16 protein-coding genes and 1 pseudogene are annotated in these 20531 nt (G+C 71.1%); 9 read left to right on the top strand and 8 right to left on the bottom strand.

What is annotated here, in order from left to right:
* The first annotated feature begins 11 nt into the window (after positions 1–11).
* The 5 genes from OG985_RS22385 to OG985_RS22365 all read left to right on the top strand — a co-directional run bounded on the left by OG985_RS22385 (position 12) and on the right by OG985_RS22365 (position 5562).
* Complete coding sequence (locus OG985_RS22385) at positions 12–1439, top strand: sensor histidine kinase (RefSeq protein WP_371674460.1); 1428 nt, start codon at positions 12–14, stop codon at positions 1437–1439.
* On the top strand, positions 1436–2110 hold the full coding sequence (locus tag OG985_RS22380) for a response regulator (protein ID WP_371670117.1): 675 nt from the start codon (positions 1436–1438) through the stop codon (positions 2108–2110). Before OG985_RS22385 ends, OG985_RS22380 begins: the two co-directional genes overlap by 4 nt.
* Before the next feature lie 174 nt (positions 2111–2284).
* Positions 2285–3634 (top strand): sensor histidine kinase, encoded by a 1350-nt coding sequence (locus OG985_RS22375; RefSeq protein WP_371670116.1) that lies wholly within the window; start codon positions 2285–2287, stop codon positions 3632–3634.
* Positions 3631–4296 (top strand): response regulator, encoded by a 666-nt coding sequence (locus OG985_RS22370; protein WP_371670115.1) that lies wholly within the window; start codon positions 3631–3633, stop codon positions 4294–4296. Before OG985_RS22375 ends, OG985_RS22370 begins: the two co-directional genes overlap by 4 nt.
* A gap of 48 nt (positions 4297–4344) precedes the next feature.
* Positions 4345–5562, top strand: a complete 1218-nt coding sequence (locus OG985_RS22365; protein WP_371670114.1) for a cytochrome P450 — start codon at positions 4345–4347, stop codon at positions 5560–5562.
* Here the strand turns inward: OG985_RS22365 and OG985_RS22360 are convergent.
* Together OG985_RS22360 and OG985_RS22355 are read right to left on the bottom strand one after the other, a co-directional pair.
* Positions 5546–5770 (bottom strand): hypothetical protein, encoded by a 225-nt coding sequence (locus OG985_RS22360; RefSeq protein WP_371670113.1) that lies wholly within the window; start codon positions 5768–5770, stop codon positions 5546–5548. The genes OG985_RS22365 and OG985_RS22360 overlap by 17 nt on opposite strands.
* Positions 5771–5993: 223 nt before the next feature.
* A pseudogene (locus tag OG985_RS22355) lies at positions 5994–7503 on the bottom strand (APC family permease).
* A gap of 205 nt (positions 7504–7708) precedes the next feature.
* On the opposite strand from OG985_RS22355, the gene OG985_RS22350 reads away from it, so the two are divergent.
* Together OG985_RS22350 and eutC are read left to right on the top strand one after the other, a co-directional pair.
* On the top strand, positions 7709–9103 hold the full coding sequence (locus OG985_RS22350; RefSeq protein WP_371670112.1) for an ethanolamine ammonia-lyase subunit EutB: 1395 nt from the start codon (positions 7709–7711) through the stop codon (positions 9101–9103).
* Positions 9100–9876, top strand: a complete 777-nt coding sequence (gene eutC, locus OG985_RS22345; RefSeq protein ID WP_371670111.1) for an ethanolamine ammonia-lyase subunit EutC — start codon at positions 9100–9102, stop codon at positions 9874–9876. The genes OG985_RS22350 and eutC overlap by 4 nt, the downstream gene beginning before the upstream one ends.
* 230 nt (positions 9877–10106) lie before the next feature.
* On the opposite strand, the gene OG985_RS22340 is transcribed toward eutC, so the two are convergent.
* Positions 10107–10982 carry a diacylglycerol kinase gene (locus tag OG985_RS22340; RefSeq protein ID WP_371670110.1) on the bottom strand — a complete coding sequence of 292 codons (876 nt, stop codon included), beginning with the start codon at positions 10980–10982 and terminating at the stop codon, positions 10107–10109.
* Positions 10983–11169: 187 nt separating this feature from the next.
* Between OG985_RS22340 and OG985_RS22335 the strand changes: the two genes are divergently transcribed.
* Positions 11170–12453: an adenylosuccinate synthase gene (locus OG985_RS22335; RefSeq protein WP_371670109.1), complete on the top strand. Its 1284-nt coding sequence runs from the start codon at positions 11170–11172 to the stop codon at positions 12451–12453.
* Positions 12454–12514: 61 nt separating this feature from the next.
* On the opposite strand, the gene OG985_RS22330 is transcribed toward OG985_RS22335, so the two are convergent.
* Genes OG985_RS22330 through OG985_RS22310 form a run of 5 tightly spaced genes read right to left on the bottom strand, consistent with a single transcriptional unit; the run spans position 12515 to position 19308 of the window.
* The gene (locus OG985_RS22330; RefSeq protein WP_371670108.1) at positions 12515–14254 is read right to left on the bottom strand and encodes an RICIN domain-containing protein; all 1740 of its coding nucleotides are present in this window, start codon (positions 14252–14254) and stop codon (positions 12515–12517) included.
* A 41-nt stretch (positions 14255–14295) separates the two neighbouring features.
* Complete coding sequence (locus OG985_RS22325; RefSeq protein WP_371674459.1) at positions 14296–15057, bottom strand: carbohydrate ABC transporter permease; 762 nt, start codon at positions 15055–15057, stop codon at positions 14296–14298.
* A gap of 56 nt (positions 15058–15113) precedes the next feature.
* On the bottom strand, positions 15114–16082 hold the full coding sequence (locus tag OG985_RS22320; protein ID WP_371670107.1) for a carbohydrate ABC transporter permease: 969 nt from the start codon (positions 16080–16082) through the stop codon (positions 15114–15116).
* Between the two features lie 10 nt (positions 16083–16092).
* The gene (locus OG985_RS22315) at positions 16093–17340 is read right to left on the bottom strand and encodes an extracellular solute-binding protein (RefSeq protein WP_371670106.1); all 1248 of its coding nucleotides are present in this window, start codon (positions 17338–17340) and stop codon (positions 16093–16095) included.
* Positions 17341–17382: 42 nt separating this feature from the next.
* A complete protein-coding gene (locus tag OG985_RS22310; protein WP_371670105.1) occupies positions 17383–19308 on the bottom strand; it encodes a glycoside hydrolase family 127 protein in 1926 nt (641 codons plus the stop codon).
* 183 nt (positions 19309–19491) lie between these two features.
* On the opposite strand from OG985_RS22310, the gene OG985_RS22305 reads away from it, so the two are divergent.
* The gene (locus OG985_RS22305) at positions 19492–20529 is read left to right on the top strand and encodes a LacI family DNA-binding transcriptional regulator (protein WP_371670104.1); all 1038 of its coding nucleotides are present in this window, start codon (positions 19492–19494) and stop codon (positions 20527–20529) included.
* The last annotated feature ends 2 nt before the right edge of the window (positions 20530–20531 follow it).

The following is a 20531-nucleotide window of genomic DNA, read 5'->3' as shown; positions in this document are numbered from 1 at the left end:
GCGGCCGAAGCATGGTCGTGAGCGGTGTTCGGCGCTGTCTGTCGACGCTGCGCGACGACCTCTGGACCGTTCGGGCGGATCCGTTGCCCGTGTCCCTGTGGCTGCGCTGGCTGCCGCACGGCCTGTTGTGCCTGACCGCGTTCGGAGTCGCGCTCGGCGGTGCGGCGCAGCTGGACGACGGCGGAGGGCTGGGTTCCGGGACGGCGTTGCTGATCGCCGGCGCCCAGGGCGGCTCGGTGGTCCTCGCCCTGTGGCGGCCGATCCCGGCATGGTGGCTGTCGACGGCGGCCGCGGTGGTGGGCGCCGTGGCGGTGCACGGCCGGCTGGGCGCCGTGCACGGGGAGACCTTCCCCTGGCCGTGGACCGCGGCCGGCATCGTCGCGCACCTGTTCGTGCTGCTGCTGGTCGCCCTGCGGGTGCGCACCCGTGTCTCCGTCGAGGTGCTCGCCCTGACCGCGCTGGTCACCTATGTCCTGGAGGGTGTGTGGGGCGCGGGGGACTACGACCCCACCGGGGTGATCGCGGTGTGTCTGTCCGCCGTGGTCGTGGTGCTCGGCATCGCCCTGCACGGCCGCCGCGAGGCCCGCACCCGGCTGGTCGAGCAGGAGACCATCACGGCGGAGGAGCGGGCCCGGCGCACCCTGCTGGAGGAGCGCAGCCGGATCGCGCGCGAGCTGCACGACGTGGTCGCGCACCACATGTCGGTGATCTCCATCCAGGCCCAGGTCGCCCCTCACCTCACCGAGAACCCCTCCGAGGAGCTGAAGGAGAACCTCGCCGGTATCCGGCAGAACGCGGTGGAGGCGCTCGCGGAGCTGCGCAGGGTCCTCGGGGTGCTGCGCTCGGAGAACCCCGACGACCCGTACGGGCTCGGCGGACCCGGCACCGGAGCGGCCCCGGACGCCCCGCAGCCCACCCTCGACCGTCTCGACGCCCTGATCGAGAACACCCGTGCCGCCGGACTGACGGTCACCACGGGCATCGAGGGGGACGCGCCGTCGTACCCGCCCGGCCTCGAGCTGTCCGCGTACCGGATCATCCAGGAGGCCCTGAGCAACGCCCTGCGGCACGCGCCTGGTTCCACCGTCCGCGTCGACATCCACCACTTCCCGCGCGGGCTGTACCTGAGCGTCATCAACTCCCGTCCGCAGTACCCCGTTCCGCGCTCCCCCGGTGCCGGGCACGGCCTGCTCGGCATGCGCGAGCGGGCGGCGATGCTGGGCGGCCATGTCACCGCGAACGAGACCCTGCACGGCGGCTTCGCGATCTCCGCGTACCTCCCCCGGGACGGCAACGCCGACACCGAGCCCGAGACCCCGGACGTGCCGGGCACGCCGGCTGTTTCCCGTACTTCCGACACCTCGTACACCTCCGCCGCCTCCGTCGACTTCGTCGATCCCGACGCCTCGGCCGGACCCCTGACAGGAGAGACCTCATGACGAGCGGCACCATCCGCGTACTCATCGCCGACGACCAGCAGATGGTCCGGCAGGGCTTCACCGTGCTGCTCAACACCAAGCCGGACATCGAGGTGATCGGTCAGGCGGTCGACGGGATGGACGCCGTCGTCAAGGTCGCCGAACTCACCCCGGACGTCGTTCTCATGGACATCCGCATGCCGGAGCTCGGCGGCATCGAGGCAACCCGCCGTATCACCGGCGAGCGGCCCGACATCAAGGTGCTGGTGCTCACCACCTTCGACCTCGACGAGTACGTGTACGAGGCGCTGCGCGCCGGCGCGTCCGGGTTCCTGCTGAAGGACGCGTCCGCGGACCAACTGGCCGAGGCGGTACGGGTGGTGGCGGCCGGCGACGCCCTGCTCGCGCCGGGCATCACCCGCCGTCTGATCGCCGAGTTCTCCCGTCTGGACGGCAGGCCCCGCTCCCCGCTCAAGGAACGCGTGGGCGATCTGACCGAACGCGAGACGGAGGTGCTCGCCCTGATCGCGCAGGGACTGTCGAACGCGGAGATCGCCGAGCGACTCGTCGTGGCCGAGCAGACCGTGAAGACCCATGTGGGCCGCATCCTGGTGAAGCTGGGCCTGCGGGACCGCACGCAGGCGGCGGTGTTCGCGTACGAGTCGGGGCTGGTGCGTCCGGCCGGGTACTGAGCCCGCCGCCCGGCAGGACCTTGATCCCCTCCCCCGGCAGGACTTTGGTCCCCGCCCCCCGGCAAGACCTTGATCCCCGCCCCCTGGCAGGACCCGTAGTACCTGAGAGGGACGTCGAAGGACCCTTCTCACTGGTGACGACCGCGACCCCGGACCGCGCCTACCGTTCTGTATGTGACCGAGACGACCCAGATGCAGACCCCGCAGCCGGGGGACGGGAGCAGGCCGCGCAGTCCGGAGTTCCGGCTGGCCGCGGATGCCCTGCGCGGACTGCGACAGGACCTGTTCCACCACGCCTTCGCCTACGACCCGCTTCCGCCCCTGCGCGCCGACGGTCCGCTGACCAAGCGGCTGTCCCCGCGTATCCGCCAGTACGCCGTCTGGCTCCCGCACGCCGTGGTGGCGGCGGCCGGACTCCTCTCGGCGGCGATCGCCGACACCGCGGTCGATGGATCCGGCGACTTCGTCGGTTTCCTGAGTGCCCTGCTCGCGCTCTGCCCGGTGCTGCTGACGCTGCTCCGGCCCATCGGCGCCTTCTGGCTCTCCTTCGCCGCCGTCCCGGTGACCGCGGTGTTCTGCGACAGCTGGGACGACTGGCCGTTCCCGACCGGCAGCTTCGTCTGCCACCTGATCGTGCTGACGGTCGTGGCACTGCGGACGCGGCCCCGGGTGGCGGCCTGGATGTGGGCCCTGACCGCCGCCTACGGCATCACGGCCGAGATCTTCTTCGGCGCGGGGTACTACGCCTCGAACACCGCGCCGTTGCTGGTGATCTCCGCGTTCGTGCTGCTCGCCGTCACCGTCCGGCACATACGCCGGGACGCGGAGCAGGAGGTGACCGCCCAGCAGTCGGTGACCGAGCACGAGCGGTCCCGGCGCACACTCCTGGAGGAACGCACCACCATCGCCCGCGAGCTGCACGACGTGGTCGCCCACCACATGTCCGTCGTCGCCATCCAGGCGGAGGCCGCCCCCTACCGGGTGGAGAACCCGCCGCCGGAGCTGGAGCGCGCCTTCGTCACCATCCGGGAGAACGCGGTGGCGGCCCTGACCGAGCTGCGCCGGGTCCTGGGCGTCGTCCGCGCCGAGGACTACGAGGCGCCGGACGCCCCGCAGCCCACCCTCGCGGATCTGGACGCGCTGCTCGCCAATGTGCGGGACGCGGGGCTGGACGTGGAGAAGGTGGTCACCGGGGCGGTGCGCGAGCTGCCGCAGGGCGTGGAGCTGTCGGCGTACCGCATCGTGCAGGAGGCCCTCAGCAACTCGCTGCGGCACGCGCCCGGCGCCGGTGCCCGGGTCGAGATCGGCTACGTCCTCGGCGGTCTGGGCCTGCGCATAGTCAACGGCCCGCTGCCCGAGCTGTCGCTGGTGAAGCCCTCGCCCGGAGCGGGGCACGGCATCACCGGCATGCGGGAGCGGGTCTCCATGCTGAACGGCGAGATGACGGCGGGCCCTGCGGCCGACGGGGGCTACGAGGTGGCGGTGTTCCTGCCCGTCGCGAGTGTGAGCGAAGGTGACGCATGACGATCCGCGTACTGATCGCGGACGACCAGATGATGGTGCGCGAGGGCTTCTCGGTCCTGTTGAACGCGATGCCGGACATCGAGGTCGTGGGCGAGGCGGTGAACGGGCGGGAGGCGGTCGACCGCGTCCGTGACCTCACGCCGGACGTGGTGCTGATGGACATCCGCATGCCGGAGCTGAACGGCATCGAGGCGACCCGGGAGATCGTCGCCGCGGACGGCGCGGCGAAGGTGCTGGTGCTCACTACCTTCGATCTCGACGAGTACGTCTACCAGGCGCTGCGGGCGGGAGCCTCCGGCTTCCTCCTCAAGGACGCCTCGGCACGCCAGCTCGCCGAAGGGGTGCGGGTGGTGGCGTCCGGCGAGGCGCTCCTCGCGCCGTCCGTGACCAGGCGGCTGATCACGGAGTTCTCGAAACTGGCCGGCACCCCGCGCCTCATGCCGTCCGCGCAGGCCGCGTACGGCGATCTGACCGACCGGGAGACGGAGGTGCTGGTACTGATCGCGCAGGGCCTGTCGAACGCGGAGATCGCCGGGCGGCTGGTGGTCGCCGAGTCGACGATCAAGACGCATGTCAGCCGCATCCTGGTGAAACTGGGCCTGCGGGACCGGACGCAGGCGGCGGTGTTCGCGTACGAGGCGAGGCTGGTCACGCCCGGCTGAGGCGGACGTCCCTGGTCACGGAGGTGGGCCGCCGGGTAGCGTCCGTCCATGGCAGCTGCTGACGACCTCGCGTTCGACCCCTGGGACCCGGCGTTTCTCGCCGACCCGTACCCCGCCTACGCCGACCTGCGTGCCCGGGGCCGTGTGCGGTACTACGAGCCCACGCGCCAGTGGCTGGTGCCGCACCACGCGGACGTCTCGGCGCTGCTGCGCGACCGCCGCCTGGGCCGCGCCTACCGGCACCGTTTCACGCACGAGGAATTCGGGCGTACGGCGCCGCCGGCGGAGCACGAGCCGTTCCATGTGCTCAACGACCACGGAATGCTCGACCTGGAGCCGCCGGACCACACCCGCATCCGGCGCCTGGTGTCGAAGGCGTTCACCCCGCGCACGGTGGAGCGGCTGCGGCCGTATGTGCACGGGCTGGCGGGGGAGTTGGTGGACGCGCTGGTCGAGGCGGGCGGGGGCGATCTGCTGACGGACGTGGCGGAGCCGCTGCCGGTGGCGGTGATCGCCGAGATGCTCGGCATCCCCGAGTCCGACCGGGCTCCACTCAGGCCCTGGTCGGCCGACATCTGCGGGATGTACGAGCTGAACCCGTCGGAGGAGGTGGCGGACCGGGCGGTGCGCGCGTCGGTCGAGTTCTCGGACTACCTGCGGGAGCTGATCGCCGAGCGCCGCAAGGAACCCGGCGACGATCTGATCTCGGGCCTGATCGCCGCGCACGACGAGGGCGACCGGCTGACCGAGCAGGAGATGATCTCGACCTGTGTGCTCCTGCTGAACGCGGGTCACGAGGCCACGGTGAACGCCACGGTCAACGGCTGGTGGGCCCTGTTCCGCAACCCGGACCAGCTGGCGGCCCTGCGCGCCGACCACTCCCTCGTGCCGTCCGCGGTCGAGGAGCTGATGCGCTACGACACCCCGTTGCAGCTCTTCGAGCGCTGGGTCCTGGACGACATCGAGGTCGACGGCACGGTGATCCCCCGGGGAGCGGAGATCGCGATGCTCTTCGGCGCCGCCAACCACGACCCGGAGGTCTTCGCCGACCCCGGACGGCTGGACCTGGCCCGCCCGGAGAACCCGCACATCTCCTTCAGCGCGGGCATCCACTACTGCATCGGGGCGCCGCTCGCCCGGATCGAACTGGCCGCCTCGATGCGGGCGTTGCTGGAGAAGGCCCCGACGCTCGACCTGGCGGCGGAGCCGAAGCGGAAGCCGAACTTCGTGATCCGGGGACTGGAGGGGCTCAGCGTCGGAGTCTGATGCGGTGCGCGAGGGCCCACAGTCCCAGGGCGAGGGCCGTCCCGCCGAGGATCGCGAGCGGCAGTTCCGCGTAGAGAACGCTCCAGTCGGGACCCTGCTCGAAACGCCGGATACGCCCTTGGACCCCGACACACCACAGCGCGAGCCCCGCCCCGGCACCGACGGCCGCGATCAGGCATCCTCCGGCGGCCTGCGCACGTTGTCCCACGCCCGAAACGGACGCACCCGTCCGGCCGACAGTTCCCGCATCTGTCGGCCCGCCGGAACTTCCCGCGTCCGTCGGCCCGCCGGGACTCCCCATGTGGCCACCGGAACTCCCCGCGTCCGCCGGACCGTCGTCTCCTGGCGGCGTGCCCCCGCCTGAGAAGGCCTTGGGCCGGGAGTCACTCCCGGCCCAAGGCCTTCTGGGTGCTCCGGCCGCGGAGCAGCGATCAGCGCTCCTTCGTTTCCTCCAGCACCGTCCGCCCGAGCAGGGCGTACCGCTGCGGTGCGCGGCGCTTCAGGTACTGCGCGTATCCGACGCCCGCCACCGCGATCAGCGCCACCAGCCACGGTGTCGCCCTCAGCACCAGCGAACCCGACTCCGAACCGGCCGCCACACCCATGTTGGACACCAGCAGGACGACCACCGCGAGCATCGCCACGCCGCCGACGAGCGGGGCGGTGAAGGTCCGGAACCAGTGCCGGCTCTCGGGGTGGTGGGAGCGGAAGTAGGCCAGCACCGCGAACGAGCACACGGCCTGGACGACCAGGATCGCCATGGTGCCGAGGATGGCGAGAAGGACGTACGTGCCCGTGTACGGGTCCTTGCCCGCGATCCAGAACGCGGCGATCAGCACGCCGCTCACCACCGTCTGGACCAGTCCCGCGATGTGCGGGGAGCCGTGCCTGTCGTGGGTGCGGCCGATGGTCCGCTGCAGGGACGGCAGGACGCCCTCGCGGCCCAGCGCGTACATGTAGCGGGCGGCGCAGTTGTGGAAGGCCATGCCGCAGGCGAGCGAGCCGGTGATCATCAGCCACTGCATGACGTCGACGGCCCAGTGGCCGACGTAGCGCTCGGTGGGGTTGAAGCATCGCGAGCGGGTTGGCGGAGGAGGCGGCCTTCACGGCCTCGGCCTCGCCGTTGCCGGTGATGGCCATCCAGGAGACGAGGACGTAGAAGACACCGACGCCCAGGACGCTGACCATTGTCGCCTTGGGGATGATCTTCTTCGGGTCGCGGGACTCCTCGCCGTACATCGCGGTCGACTCGAAGCCGACCCAGGACCAGAAGGCGAAGAAGAGACCGAGGCCGGCGGAGGTGCCCTTGAAGGCGTTGACCGGGTTGACCGGGCCGAAGGTGAAGCCGTCCGGTCCGCCGCCGTGCAGCGCTACCGAGATCGCCATGGCCGCGAGGACGGTCACCTCGGTGGCCAGCAGCACCACGAGCAGCTTCTCCGCGACCGAGACGCCGAACCAGGTGCCGGCCGCGTTGACCGCGAGCATGACGATCGCGAAGGTCCACCACGGTATGTCGAGGCCCGTCTGGTCCTTGAGCGTGGTGGTGGCGAAGGTCGAGAAGATGCCGATGAGTGCCGGTTCGAAGACGACGTACGCGAAGGTGGCGAGCAGTCCCGAGGCCAGGCCGACGGTGCGGCCGAGGCCGTAGGAGATGAAGCCGTAGAAGGCGCCGGTGGATGTGATGTGCTTCGCCATCGACGTGAAGCCGACGGAAAAGATTGCCAGGACGACCATTGCCACGAGGTAGCTCGCGGGGGCGCCGATGCCGTTGCCTGACGACACCATGAAGGGCACATTGCCTGTCATGGCGGTGATCGGCGCGGCGGTCGCGACGGCCATGAAGACCACCCCGAGCAGGCCCACGGCGTTGGGCTTGAGCCGGTGGACGGGTGCGGTGTCGCTGGCCTCCGCCTGCGGGGCGGCGCCCTCCTGTACTGCCATCGGGTGGCCCCTTCCTGGTGTGTCCCGAGCGCTCGCGCGCACTGCTGATGGACCGGAACTCTCTAGGCCGAATGAGTCGGTCAAGGGTGTCGACAGGTTAAATATCTGTCAACCAGACCTTTGGAATCCGGGGGCGTGGAACGGCTCGGTTAACTCTCCGGCCGACCGTGGACCCGACCCCCGGCCCCCTCGTACGGTCGCCGACATGAGCACGTACACCTCCACCCTCGGCGGCCACCGCTACCGCTTCGACTCCCTCGCGCGCCTGCTCGCCGCCGCGAGCCCCGAGCGCTCCGGCGACCGGCTGGCCGGGCTCGCCGCCGCCTCGGCGCGGGAGCGCGTCGCGGCCCGGTGGGCGTTGGCGGAGGTGCCGCTCGCGGAGTTTCTCGCCGAGCCGGTGATCCCGTACGAGAGCGACGACGTGACCCGGCTGATCGTCGACACCCACGACGCGGCGGCCTTCGCGCCGGTGGCCGCGCTGACGGTCGGCGCGTTCCGGGAGTGGCTGCTGTCGGAGGCGGCCGACGCGTCGGCGCTGGCCGCGCTCGCCCCGGGGCTGACGCCCGAGATGGTGGCCGCGGTGTCCAAGCTGATGGGCAACGCGGACCTGGTGGCCGTGGCGCGCAGGGTGCGGGTGGTGACGGCGTTCCGCTCGACCATCGGCCTGCCGGGCCGCCTGGCCACCCGCCTCCAGCCCAACCACCCCACCGACGACCCGGCCGGAGTGGCCGCCGCCCTGCTGGACGGTCTGCTGCTGGGCTCCGGCGACGCGGTGATCGGCATCAACCCGGCGACCGACAGTCCGAGGGCGGTACGGGACCTGCTGGAGCTGCTCGACGGGGTGATCCGGCGGTACGCGATCCCGACCCAGTCCTGCGTGCTGTGCCATGTCACGACGAGCGTGGACCTGATGGAGCGCGGCGCCCCGGTCGACCTGGTCTTCCAGTCCGTCGCGGGCACACAGGCGGCGAACGCGTCGTTCGGGGTCACGCTGTCGATGCTGGACGAGGCGCACGAGGCGGCCCGCGCGCTGAACCGGGGCACGGTCGGCGACAACGTCATGTACTTCGAGACGGGCCAGGGCAGCGCGTTGTCGGCGAACGCGCACCACGGGGTGGACCAGCAGACGGTGGAGACGAGGGCGTACGCGGTCGCGCGCCGGTACGACCCGCTGCTGGTGAACACGGTGGTGGGCTTCATCGGCCCGGAGTACCTGTACGACGGCCGTCAGATCCTGCGGGCCGCCCTGGAGGACCACTTCTGCGGCAAGCTGCTCGGCCTGCCGATGGGTCTGGACATCTGCTACACCAACCACGCCGACGCCGATGACGACGACATCGCGACCATGCTGACGATGCTGGGCGTCGCCGGGGCCTCGTTCGTGATCTGCACTCCGGGCGGCGACGACATCATGCTGAACTACCAGTCGGCCTCGTACCACGACGCGTTGTATGTGCGGGAGGTGCTGGGACTGCGCCCGGCCCCGGAGTTCGAGGCATGGCTGGGGTCGATCGGGCTGCTGGGTGAGGGCGGAGCGATCAGGGACGTGTCGGGTACGGCGCATCCGCTCACCGCCATCGGAAGGGAGCTGGCGGCATGACGGACCGGCAAGTGGCTCAGGGCACCGGCGATGTGGCGCTCTGGTCGGCCCTGCGCCGGCACACCCAGGCCCGTATCGGACTGGGACGGGCCGGCTCCGGACTGCCGACCGGCCACCGCCTGGAACTCCAGGCCGCGCACGCGGCCGCCCGGGACGCGGTGCACTCGCCCTTCGACCCGGACACGGTCGCGGCGGCGCTGACCGGCATGCCGACCGTACGGGTCCGCAGCGCCGCTCCCGACCGGCTCACCTATCTCCAGCGGCCGGACCTGGGCCGGTGTCTCGACGCCACGGACCGCGCGCACCTCCCGTCCGAGGGGTGGGACGTGGTGTTCGTGGTCGCGGACGGGCTGTCCAGCCGGGCGGTGCACGAGCACGCGGCGGCGATGGTCCGGGAGACCGCCTCGCGCCTGCCGGCCCACTGGCGGGTGGCCCCCGTCGTCCTGGCCGAACAGGCCCGCGTGGCCCTCGGCGACGACATCGCGTTCACGATGGGCGCGGCCATGGTGGTGGTCCTCGTCGGCGAACGCCCCGGGATGTCGGCGGCGGACTCGCTGGGCGCCTACCTCACCCACCGGCCGGAGCCGGGGGTGACGACGGACGCCGACCGCAACTGCCTGTCCAACATCCGGCCGCCACGGGGACTGGCCTACGAGACGGCGGCGGGCAGGCTCGCGGTCCTGATGGAGCGGGCGCGGGAGCTGGGGGCGACGGGAGTCGCCCTGAAGGACGAGTCGGACGCCCTCCCGGCCGGAGCGACTCAGTCCCTGTAGGGCTTGAGCTCGCCTGTGTCGAGCTCGACGCCGACCGGGTCGGGGAGCGTGGCCCTGCCGTCGACCTTCACCGTGTGAAGGTCGGCGGTATCCGACCTCCGCGTTCCGGCCGGTGGTCACCAGGCCCGGTGATCACCGGGCCAAGCAGGTCCAATCGCCGTTCGGCCTCGTCCAGGACCGCCCGGGCCGCCGCGACCGCGCCCGCCAGGCCGGTGAAAACCGGGCCTCCGTCACGGCAGGGTCAGTCCCCAGGCGGCCTTCCGCACGGTCCAGGTCCGGGTCCGGACCGGCCCGGACACCGCCGCGTCCGCCCGGTAGCGGAAGTCCGCTCCCGACACCGTCACCCGCCGTCCCTCCGCGAACAGCGGTGTGGCCTCGGCGCCCACCGACACCGGGCGGACCTCGACCGCGGCCAGTCCCGGCTCGCCCGGTGCGACCGACAGGCCGTCTATCGGCTGGCCCAGGTCGACCAGCGTGACCCCGTCGACCTCCACGCGCAGGCGGGAGGGGCCGGGGGCGGCCGCCGGAGAGGGGGAGCGGGCCGGGCGCGCCGTCACCAGGGTCCGTACGAGGGACTGGCACGTGCGTACCCAGAGGTGGCCGGAGCCGAAGGCCGCACCGGACAGCGCGCCCGGCGCCTCCGTGTCCTCCTCGTCCTCCGGGCCCCACACCAGGGGCGGAATCCGCAGCGCCCCCAGCACCACCCCGTCGCTCTCGTCGACCATCAGGTCCAGTCGCCGTTCGGCCCCCTCCAGGACGGCCCGGGCCGCCGCGACCGCGCCCGTGGGCACGCCCAGGGAGCGGGCCAGGGACAGCACACCGCCGACCGGAACCAGCGACAGCGCACATCCGGCCAGTTCCCGCTGCCGGTGCAGCAGGGACACCGCACGCACCAGAGCCCGGTCGTCGCCGATCACGACGGGCCTGCGCGAACCTCTTCGCTGGAGTACCCGGGCGAATTCCTCGGGCCCCTCCGGAAGGCACACTTTGGTCGCCGCACCCGCGCTGAGCACGTCTTTCGCGATCCGTACAGACTCGCCGTCCGTCCTTCGGGCGACCGGGTCGATGACCACCAGCAGCTGGTCGGAAGTCGCCACCTCGGTCATGCCTCGCTTCCTCGGGTAGCATCTTTGTGCAAGAGCCCCTTGCGCTATTGCGCCAGGGGCTTCGTCTATTCCGGGGCATCCGGTCCGACGGGTCGCGACCAACGAAGGTCGCCGGTGTACGAGGCACGAGCAGTGCCGCGTACGCCCCTGGCCTTGGACATGCCCCGCCCGGAAGGGGTGTACGCGCGTGCCCGCACTTGTGCTGCTCGGTGCTCAGTGGGGTGACGAAGGCAAGGGAAAGGCGACCGACCTGCTCGGCGGGTCGGTGGACTACGTGGTGCGTTACCAGGGCGGTAACAACGCCGGCCACACAGTAGTCGTGGGCGATCAGAAGTATGCCCTCCACCTCCTCCCTTCCGGAATCCTGTCCCCGGGGTGTACCCCGGTCATCGGCAACGGCGTCGTCGTCGACCCGTCGGTCCTGTTCTCCGAGCTGAACGGGCTGAACGAGCGTGGCGTCGACACGTCCAAGCTCCTGATCAGCGGAAACGCTCACATCATCACGCCGTACAACGTCACTGTCGACAAGGTGACGGAACGCTTCCTCGGAAAGCGCAAGATCGGCACCACCGGGCGCGGGATCGGGCCGACCTACGCGGACAAGATCAACCGCGTCGGTATCCGCGTGCAGGACCTGTACGACGAGTCGATCCTGACCCAGAAGGTCGAGGCGGCTCTCGACGTCAAGAACCAGATCCTCACCAAGCTCTACAACCGGCGGGCGATCTCCGTCGATCAGGTGGTCGAGGAGCTGCTGACCTACGCCGACCGGCTCGCCCCGTACGTCGCCGACACCGTCCTGGTCCTCAACCAGGCGCTCGAGGACGACAAGGTGGTCCTCTTCGAGGGCGGCCAGGGCACCCTGCTGGACATCGACCACGGGACGTACCCGTTCGTCACCTCCAGCAACCCGACCGCGGGCGGTGCCTGCACCGGCGCCGGAGTCGGTCCGACGAAGATCAGCCGGGTCATCGGCATCCTGAAGGCGTACACGACCCGGGTCGGTTCCGGGCCCTTCCCGACGGAGCTGTTCGACGCGGACGGCGACGCGCTGCGCCGCATCGGCGGCGAGCGGGGCGTGACCACCGGCCGTGACCGCCGCTGCGGCTGGTTCGACGCGGTGATCGCGCGGTACGCGACCCGGGTCAACGGCCTGACGGACTTCTTCCTCACCAAGCTGGACGTCCTGACCGGCTGGGAGCAGATCCCGGTCTGCGTGGCCTACGAGATCGACGGCAAGCGGGTGGAGGAACTGCCGTACTCGCAGTCCGACTTCCACCACGCGAAGCCGGTCTACGAGAACCTGCCCGGCTGGTCGGAGGACATCACCAAGGCCAAGACCTTCGCCGACCTGCCGAAGAACGCGCAGGACTACGTGAAGGCGCTGGAGGAGATGTCGGGCGCGCCGATCTCCGCGATCGGCGTCGGCCCGGGCCGGACCGAGACGATCGAGATCAACTCGTTCATCTAGCTCCGGACCTGCCTGTGCCCCTGGCCGCCGACATCGGCCAGGGGCACAGGTGCCTGTCGCCTCAGCGCGAGGTCAGCCTCCACAGGTGGTCCGCGGTGCCGTTGTCGCTCCACTGGAGGACCTGGGCGCCGGACGAGGTGCTCATGGCGTTCACGCCCAGCAGCCGGCCGCTGTTGTAGTTGGCGATCTTGTAGTAGCCGTCGCGGGCCGGGAGGAGCTGCCACAGGTGGTCGGCGGTGCCGTTGTCGCCCCAGATCAGGGCGGCTCCGCCGTCGGCGGTGCTCATGGCGTCGATGCCGAGCAGCAGGCCGCTCTTCTGGTTGACGATCCTGTACAGGCCCGAACCGGCGGCCGTCAGGGTCCAGTTCTGGTCGGTGCCGGTGGTGGACGTCGCCTGGACCACCGAGGTGCCCTGCGCGGTGCCCGCGTTGAGGGTGTCGAGGGCCAGACCGCTGTTCTTGTTGGTGATCTGGTAGCGGCCGGCGAGCGAGGTGTTGGTGCCGCTCGGGGTGATCACCAGGTGGTAGCCGTCGGCGGCGTTCATGGTGACGGGCACGGTGAGGGAGCCACCGCTGACGGTGTAGTCGGCGTCGGAGACGGTGATCGGGCCGGGCGACGCGGTCGTGCGGCCGGTGCCGGGGGAGTACTCCAGCTTCACGTGGACCGTGCTGCCGAAGGCCGACAGGGACGACAGACCGTTCACGGTCACCGCGCAGGAGCCGGTGCAGCCGCCCGCGACCACGCTGATCTGGGTGCCGGCGCTGTTGCGGGAGGCGATGCCGTCGATACCCGTCTGGGCGGGTGGCGTGGTGACCAGCATGTTCCCGGTCATGTCGCCGTACCACCTGTACGTCCAGTACGAGCCGTTGGGCGACCCGCCGGTGTCGGTGAGGGTGTCGCCGAGGGTGCCGTAGTGGTTCCAGAAGGCGAGTTCGGCGTCCCGGACTCCCGTCCGCTCGAACTTGGCGGCGTAACCGATCAGGGCACCGGAGTTGCCCATCTCGTCGGGGGTGCCGTACTCCTCGATCGCGATCGGGCGGGGACTGATGCCGAGGCTCGACTCCAGGGAGCGGTAAGCGGAGACGTGCGCGGCGATGTTCGCGCTGCCCTGGAGTTCGTGCCAGGCGATGACGTCGGGGACCGTGCCGCTCGCCTTGGCGTCGGTGAGGAACGAGCTCATCCAGGACTGGTTCCAGGCGGAGTGGCTCGGGCCCTGGACCGGGGTCGAGGTGTCATGGGCGCGGACCTCGTTGAACGTACGCGCCCACCCCGCGTTGAAGGCGCCCGCGTTGGCGGTGTCCCAGGTCCAGTCGGGTTCGTTCCACAGTTCGTACGCGCTGATGTTGCTCGCGCCGGACGACCGCACGGACGTGACCTGCTTGTCGACCGCGGACAGCCAGTCGCTCCAGCCGACCCACTTGTAGGGGAAGTTCGGGTACCAGTCGGGCATCCGCACCACCACCTTGGCGCCCGCGCGGGCCGCCTTCGGCGCCACGACGAGTGCGTCTCCCGCGGGCCGTGGTTCGCCGTTGGGCAGTTGGGAGCCGCCCGGCGCCATCTGCACGAAGGTGTTCGGCTTGAGCGGGGTGACCAGGCTGTCGGCGGGCGTGCTGTTGTCGGCGAGGCCGTAGAGGCTGCCGGTCGCCACGTGGGTGACCGGGCGCAGGATCTGGTTCGCGTTGACGACCAGGGTGGTGGCGGAGGTGGGTACCGCCTCGGCCGGGGCTCCGGTGGCGAGGGCGGCGGTGGCGGCCAGGGCGGCGACGCCGAGGACGCTGGTCAGCTTTCTTGTGCGGCTCATGACAGGGGTTCTCCTCGAAGGAGGGAATGGGAAGGGGGTCGTCAGTCCTTCACCGCGCCGGCGGTCACACCCGCGGCCACGTAACGCTGGGCGAGTACCAGCAGGACCGTCGCGGGGACGGAGGCGACGACGGCGGTGGCCATGATCGCGTTCCACTCCTGGTTGTTGTTGCCGATGTACTTGTAGATGCCGAGGGTGATCGGCCTCAGGTCGCCGCCGCCGTCGAGGGTGTTGGCGAAGACGAAGTCGGACCAGGCCCACAGGAAGCCGAAGAGCGACACGGTGACGACGGCGTTGCGGCTCACCGGCAGGACGACCGACCAGAAGGTGCGGAAGGTGCCGGCGCCGTCGATGCGGGAGGCGGCGATGAGCTCGCCGGGGATGCCCGACATGAACGCGGTGAAGATCATGACGCCGAAGGGAACGGCGATGGTGGAGTCGGCGACGATCAGCCCCCACCAGGAGTTGAGCAGACCGAGGTCGAGGAAGATGCCGTAGAAGCCCATCGCCATGACGATGCCGGGGATCATCTGGGCGACCAGCAGGACCAGGCCGAGGGCGCCGCCGCCGAGCGGGCGGAGCTTCGCCAGCGCGTAGCCGGCCGGGGCGGCGAGGACGAGGGTGAGGGCGACCGTGCCGAGGCCGATCAGGAGACTGGTGCCGAGGTACGGCAGCTGGTCGTCGAGAACGGCCCGGTAGCCCTCGAAGGTGGGGTGGAGGGGAAACAGGTCGGGCGGGGTCTTGCGCATGTCCTGCTGCGGGGTGAGGGACACGTTCAGCATCCAGTACACCGGGAACAGCATCAGCGCGGTGAGGGCGACCCCGATGACCGTGTGGCGGCGGGAGGACGTACGGCGTTTCACGCTTCCTGCCTCCTCTGGACGCGGATGTACAGCAGGCCGAAGACGAGGGCGATGAGGATGAGGATGTCGCCGACCGCCGCCCCCGGCCCGAACTTGGGCAGCAACGTGCCGAAGCCGAGCTGGTACGACCAGGTCGCCAGGGTGGACGAGGCGTCGCCCGGGCCGCCCTTGGTCATGATCCAGATCAGGTCGAACACCTTGAGGGTGTAGACGAGGCCGAGCAGCAGGGTGATCGCCGACACCGGGCGCAGCAGCGGGAAGGTGATCCGGCGGAACTGCTGCCAGGCGCTCGCCCCGTCCAGGGCGGCCGCCTCGTAGAGCTCGCCGGGGATGTTCTGCAGGCCGCTGTGGAGGATGACGAGGTTGAACGGGATGCCGATCCAGATGTTGGCGACGATCACCGAGGTGAGCGCCCAGTCCGGCGAGGTGAGCCAGCCGACCGCGTCGACGCCGAAGAAGTGCAGGAAGTAGTTCACGACGCCCGACTCGCTGTTGAACATCCACGACCACGTCGACGCCGACACGATGAGGGGCAGCAGCCAGGGGATCAGGAACAGTGCGCGCAGGGTCGGGGCCAGCCGGAAGTGCCGGTTGAAGAAGACGGCGAGAGCGAGCCCGACGGCGTACTGGAAGGCGATCGACACGAAGGTGAAGATCATGGTGTGGCGCATCGCCGGGCCGAACGTCGGGTCGTCCAGGACCTTCTGGAAGTTGGCCCAGCCGGAGAACGGCGCGTCCCCCGCCACGAACGACCGGACGGTGTAGTCGCGCAGGCTCAGGTCGAGGTTGCGGTAGAGCGGATAGACGTAGAACGCGGCGAGGTAGGCCAGCAGTGGCGCGACGAAGGCGAGGGCGGTCAGGCGGGCTCTGCGCCGGTGCCGGCGCCGTAGCGGCAGGGTGTCGGTGACGTCCGCCTCCCGCACGGCCGGGGCCCGCCGCGGGCGGTCGACTCGGGCCAGGGTCATGGCGGCGGTCCTAGCCCTTCTCGGCGCTCGACTGGGCCGTGTCCAGGGCGGCCTGCGGGCTCTTGCCGCCGGACAGGGCCGACTGGACGGCCGTCCACAGGGGCTGGGAGATGGTGGGGTACTTCGAGCCCAGGCCACCGCTGGTACGGCCGCGGGCCGCGGCGACCGCGCGCACCCACGGCTCGAGCTTCGGGTTGGCCTTCACCTGCTCGGACTGCACGGCGGCCGTCGGGGCGATGTACGCCAGCGTGGTGTCCGTGGCCAGCAGGTTCGTATCGTTGGTCAGACACTCGACGATCTTCTTGGTGACGTCGTAGCGCGCGCTGTCCTTCTGCACGGGCACGGTGACGAACTCGCCGCCCGTCGGCACCGGCGCCGAACCGCCCTTCTGGCCGGGGATGTTGACGACTCCGTAGTCGAAGCCGGCCTTGTCGGCGTTGCCGAGCTGCCAGGTGCCGTTCTCACCGAACGCGTAGTCGCCGGTGGCGAACTCCTGCCAGCTGGTGGTCTGGGTGTTCTGCAGAACGTCCTTGGGGGCCAGCCCGTCGTCCACCCACTGCTTCCACAGCGAGAGGGCGGCGACTCCCTTGTCCGAGTCGAGCTCGGTCAGGTCCCCGCCCGCACCCCAGAACCACGGCAGGAACTGGAAGCTGCCCTCCTCCGTGTTGATCGCGGAGAACGTGATGCCCTTCTTGCCGGCGTCCTTCACCTTCCGCAGGGCGGCGGTCAGGGAGGTCCAGTCCTTGATGGACGCAGGGTCGACGCCGGCCGCCGTCAGGACCTTCTTGTTGTAGTAGAGGGCGAGCGTGTTGGCGCCGATCGGGACGCCGTAGGAGGCGTCGTCGATGGTGCCCGCGCCGATGATGTTCTTCTGGATGGCCTTGGTGTCGAGGCCGAGGTCGCTCGTCTTGTTGAGGATGCCCGCCTCCACGAGCGTGGAGACGACCGGGTTGTCCACCAGCATCACGTCGGGCGCGTTGCCCTGCTGGGCCGCCAGCAGCGCCTTGTTGCCGAGGTCGGTGGTGTCGTAGGCGGTGCGCTTGACGGTGACCCCGGCCTTCGTCCCGCACTCGCCGACGAGCTTGCCCCACGGGGAGGAGGCGTCGAACTGCGGGTACGGGTCCCAGAAGGTGTACGTCCCGCCGGACGCGTCGGAGGAGCCCGAGCCTTCGTCGGAGCCGCCTCCGCAGGCGGTGAGGGAGGCGAGCGTGCCGACGGCGGCGAGTGCGGCGAGGAGTGTGCGGCTGGTGGGTATCACGGGGTGACCTCGTTGTCGTAGAGCTCTTGGGGCGGGAGGTTTTCAGGAGGTGGGCAGCCAGACGCGCATGCCGCCGTCCTCGCGGTTGGCCCAGGCGTAGTAGGGGACGGCGGTCAACTCGACCGGCTCGCCCTCCTGTCGGGGGTGTCGGGGCGACTGGTCGGCGGGGGCGTACGGCCACCAGCCCGGGTCCGGGAGGTGCCGCCGCCGGCCCGCCGCCACGACCGTGGTGACGCCGCCGAGCAGGTCGGGGCGGTGCTTCACGGCGAGCGGCCGGGTGGTGTCGACGACGACGTCGTCCAGTCCGCCGCCGGGGTGGTCGACCCCTTCCAGGCAGTACACGAGCGGCCCGCGTTCGATCGCGACGCAGCCGCGTACGGCGTCCACGCGCGGGTCGGCGGCGGTGAGCCGCGGCTCCAGCGTGAGTTCCAGGACGACCCGGTCGCCGGGGGCCCAGGTCCGCTCCAGCCGCAGCCAGCCGTCGGCCGCGGGAGCGTCGTACGTACGGTCCCCGCAGCGCACACGGAACTCGCGGCACCACTCGGGGATGCGCAGGGACAGCGTCCAGGGGCGGTCGGCGGGGGTCTCCTCGACGGTGAGGGCGACGGTGCCGTGCCAGGGGTAGTCGGTCTCGGCGCGGACCACCGCCAGGTCGCTGCGGTAGCGGCCGGCCACATACTGGTGGATCTGGAGACCGTCGTCGTCACCGCTGGCCAGGTAGTGCTCCAGGCTCGCGAGGAGGCGCATCACGTTGGGCGGGCAGCACGCGCAGCGGAACCAGCGGGTGCGGCGGGCCGACTGGTCGCCGCCGGGGTCGGTGTGTCCGTCGCGGACCTGGAGCGGGTTGACGTACAGCCAGCGCTCGCCGTCGAGGGAGACACCGGCCAGGAAGCCGTTGTAGAGGGTGCGTTCGATGAGGTCGGAGTAGCGGGCCTCGCCGGTGAGCAGGGCCATCCGCCAGCTCCACTGGACGGAGGCGATGGCGGCGCAGGTCTCGCAGTAGGCGCGCTCGTTGGGGAGTTCGTACGGGTCGCCGAAGTCCTCCTCGTCGTGGTGGGCGCCGAGCCCGCCGGTGAGGTGGGTCTTGGTGGTGGTCATGGCCTGCCACAACCGTTCGGCGGCGGCACGGAGCCCCGGGTCGCCGGTCTCGGTGGCGAGGTCGGCGGCGGCGGCCAGCAGATAGAGCTGCCGTACGGCGTGGCCCTCGACGTTCGTCGCCTCGCGCAGCGGGACGCGGTCCTGGCAGTAGGCCTCGCCGCCGAGCAGACCGTGGCCGTGGCGGTCGACGAAGTAGGCGGCGAGGTCGAGATAGCGGCGCTCGCCGGTCTCCCGGTACAGCTCGACCAGGGCGGTCTCGACCTCCGGGTGGCCGTCGATGCCGTCGATGGGCTTGCCGCTGCCGGGCGGGCCGAAGACGGAGTCGACCTGGTCGGCGAACCGGCGGGCCACATCGAGGAGTTCGGTGCGGCCGGTGACCCGGTGGTGGGCGACGGCGGCCTGGATCAGATGGCCCGCGCAGTACAGCTCGTGGCCCCAGCGCAGGTCCTGGTAGCGCTCACCGCCCTTGACCAGCTGGAACCAGGTGTTGAGGTAGCCGTCGGGCTGCTGGGCGTCGGCGACCAGGGCGGTGATCCGGTCGACGTGGGCCTCGAGATCCCCGGACGGCTCCTGGGCGAGCTGCCAGGCCGCCGCCTCCAGCCACTTGTAGACGTCCGTGTCGACGAAGGGGTACCCGCCTCGGAACTCGCCCTCGGCGGTGCCGGCCGCGAGCCGCAGGTTGTGCAGGTTGCCGGCCGACTCCAGCAGGCCGGGGCCCTGCGGGACGGAGGTGTGGGCGTTGACCTCGCGCCGGGTGTGCCAGAAGCCCGCGTCGAGTCCGACGGTGGCCGGGCGCAGCACGGCACGGGCGTCCGGGCCGAGGCGGACGGGACCCGTGGGGGAGGGCGGGACGGAGGGGGTGCGGGGCATGGCTCTCCGAGGGTCGGGAGACGCGGTTGAGCAATCGTTTTCCTGACGAGAAAGATGAGGGCAGGCGACAATCGTGGTCAAGAGTCGCGGCAAGTGTTTTTTCAGCTTGCCCACGGGGTGGCAGGCGACTGCGGTGCCTGTCAGGATGGTGGGCGCCGTTCTCGCCAAGGAAAAGGTTTGCTCGTGACCTCTGCTGCTGGTGCTCCAGGCTCTCCCCCCGTCGGCCGGGCCAAGCTCGCCGACGTCGCCGCGCTGGCGGGCGTCAGCGTGGGCACGGCGTCGAAGGCGCTGAGCGGCGCCGGCCGGATGCGCCCGGAAACCCGCCAGCGGGTCCTGGACGCCGTGGCCGAACTCGGGTTCCGGCCCAACCAGCACGCCCAGAGCCTGCACACCGGCCGCAGCTGGACGGTCGGCCTGATGACGACGGACGGCATCGGCCGGTTCAGCACCCCCGTCCTGCTCGGCGCCGAGGACGCGCTCGGCGCCGGCAAGATCTCGGTGCTGCTGTGCGACACCCGCGGTGACGCGATCCGGGAGCAGCACCATCTGCGCAACCTCATCGACCGCCGGGTCGACGGCATCATCGTCACCGGCCGCCGTACCGACCCGCGCCCGCCGCTGACCGGCATCAGCGGCCTCGAGTCGATCCCCGTGGTCTACGCCCTGTCGCCCTCGACCGACCCGGCCGACACCTCCGTCGTCTCCGACGACCGGGGCGGCGCCCGCCTCGCCGTCGAGCACCTCCTGTCCGCCGGCCGCACCCGGATCGCGCACGTCACCGGCCCGGAGCACCACGCGGCCGCCCGCGACCGCGCCCGACACGGGCTCGAACACCTGTCGGACGCCGGGCTGGACCTGTCCACCGGCCGGGTCCACTTCGGCGAGTGGAGCGAGGCGTGGGGCCGCCGCGCCGCCGACGCGGTGCTGCGCACGGCCCCGGACACGGACGCCTTCTTCTGCGGAAACGACCAGATAGCGCGGGGGATCGCGGACGCGCTGCGCGAGCGGGGCGTGAACGTGCCCGGTGACATCGCGGTCGTCGGCTACGACAACTGGGACACCATGGCCGTGGCCTCCCGGCCGCCGCTCACCACGATCGACATGAACCTCGCGGAGATCGGCCGCATCGCTGCGCTGCGGCTGCTGGAGGCGATCGACGAGGGACTCGCCCCAGGGGTGCACACGGTGCCGTGCCGGCTGGTGGTACGGGAGTCGACGTGAGG

Origin of the sequence: Streptomyces sp. NBC_00289, from assembly GCF_041435115.1 — a bacterium.
Taxonomy (GTDB): Bacteria; Actinomycetota; Actinomycetes; order Streptomycetales; family Streptomycetaceae; genus Streptomyces.
Note: the sequence above shows the minus strand (reverse complement) of the source record. Positions and strands in the feature narration are given on the sequence as shown.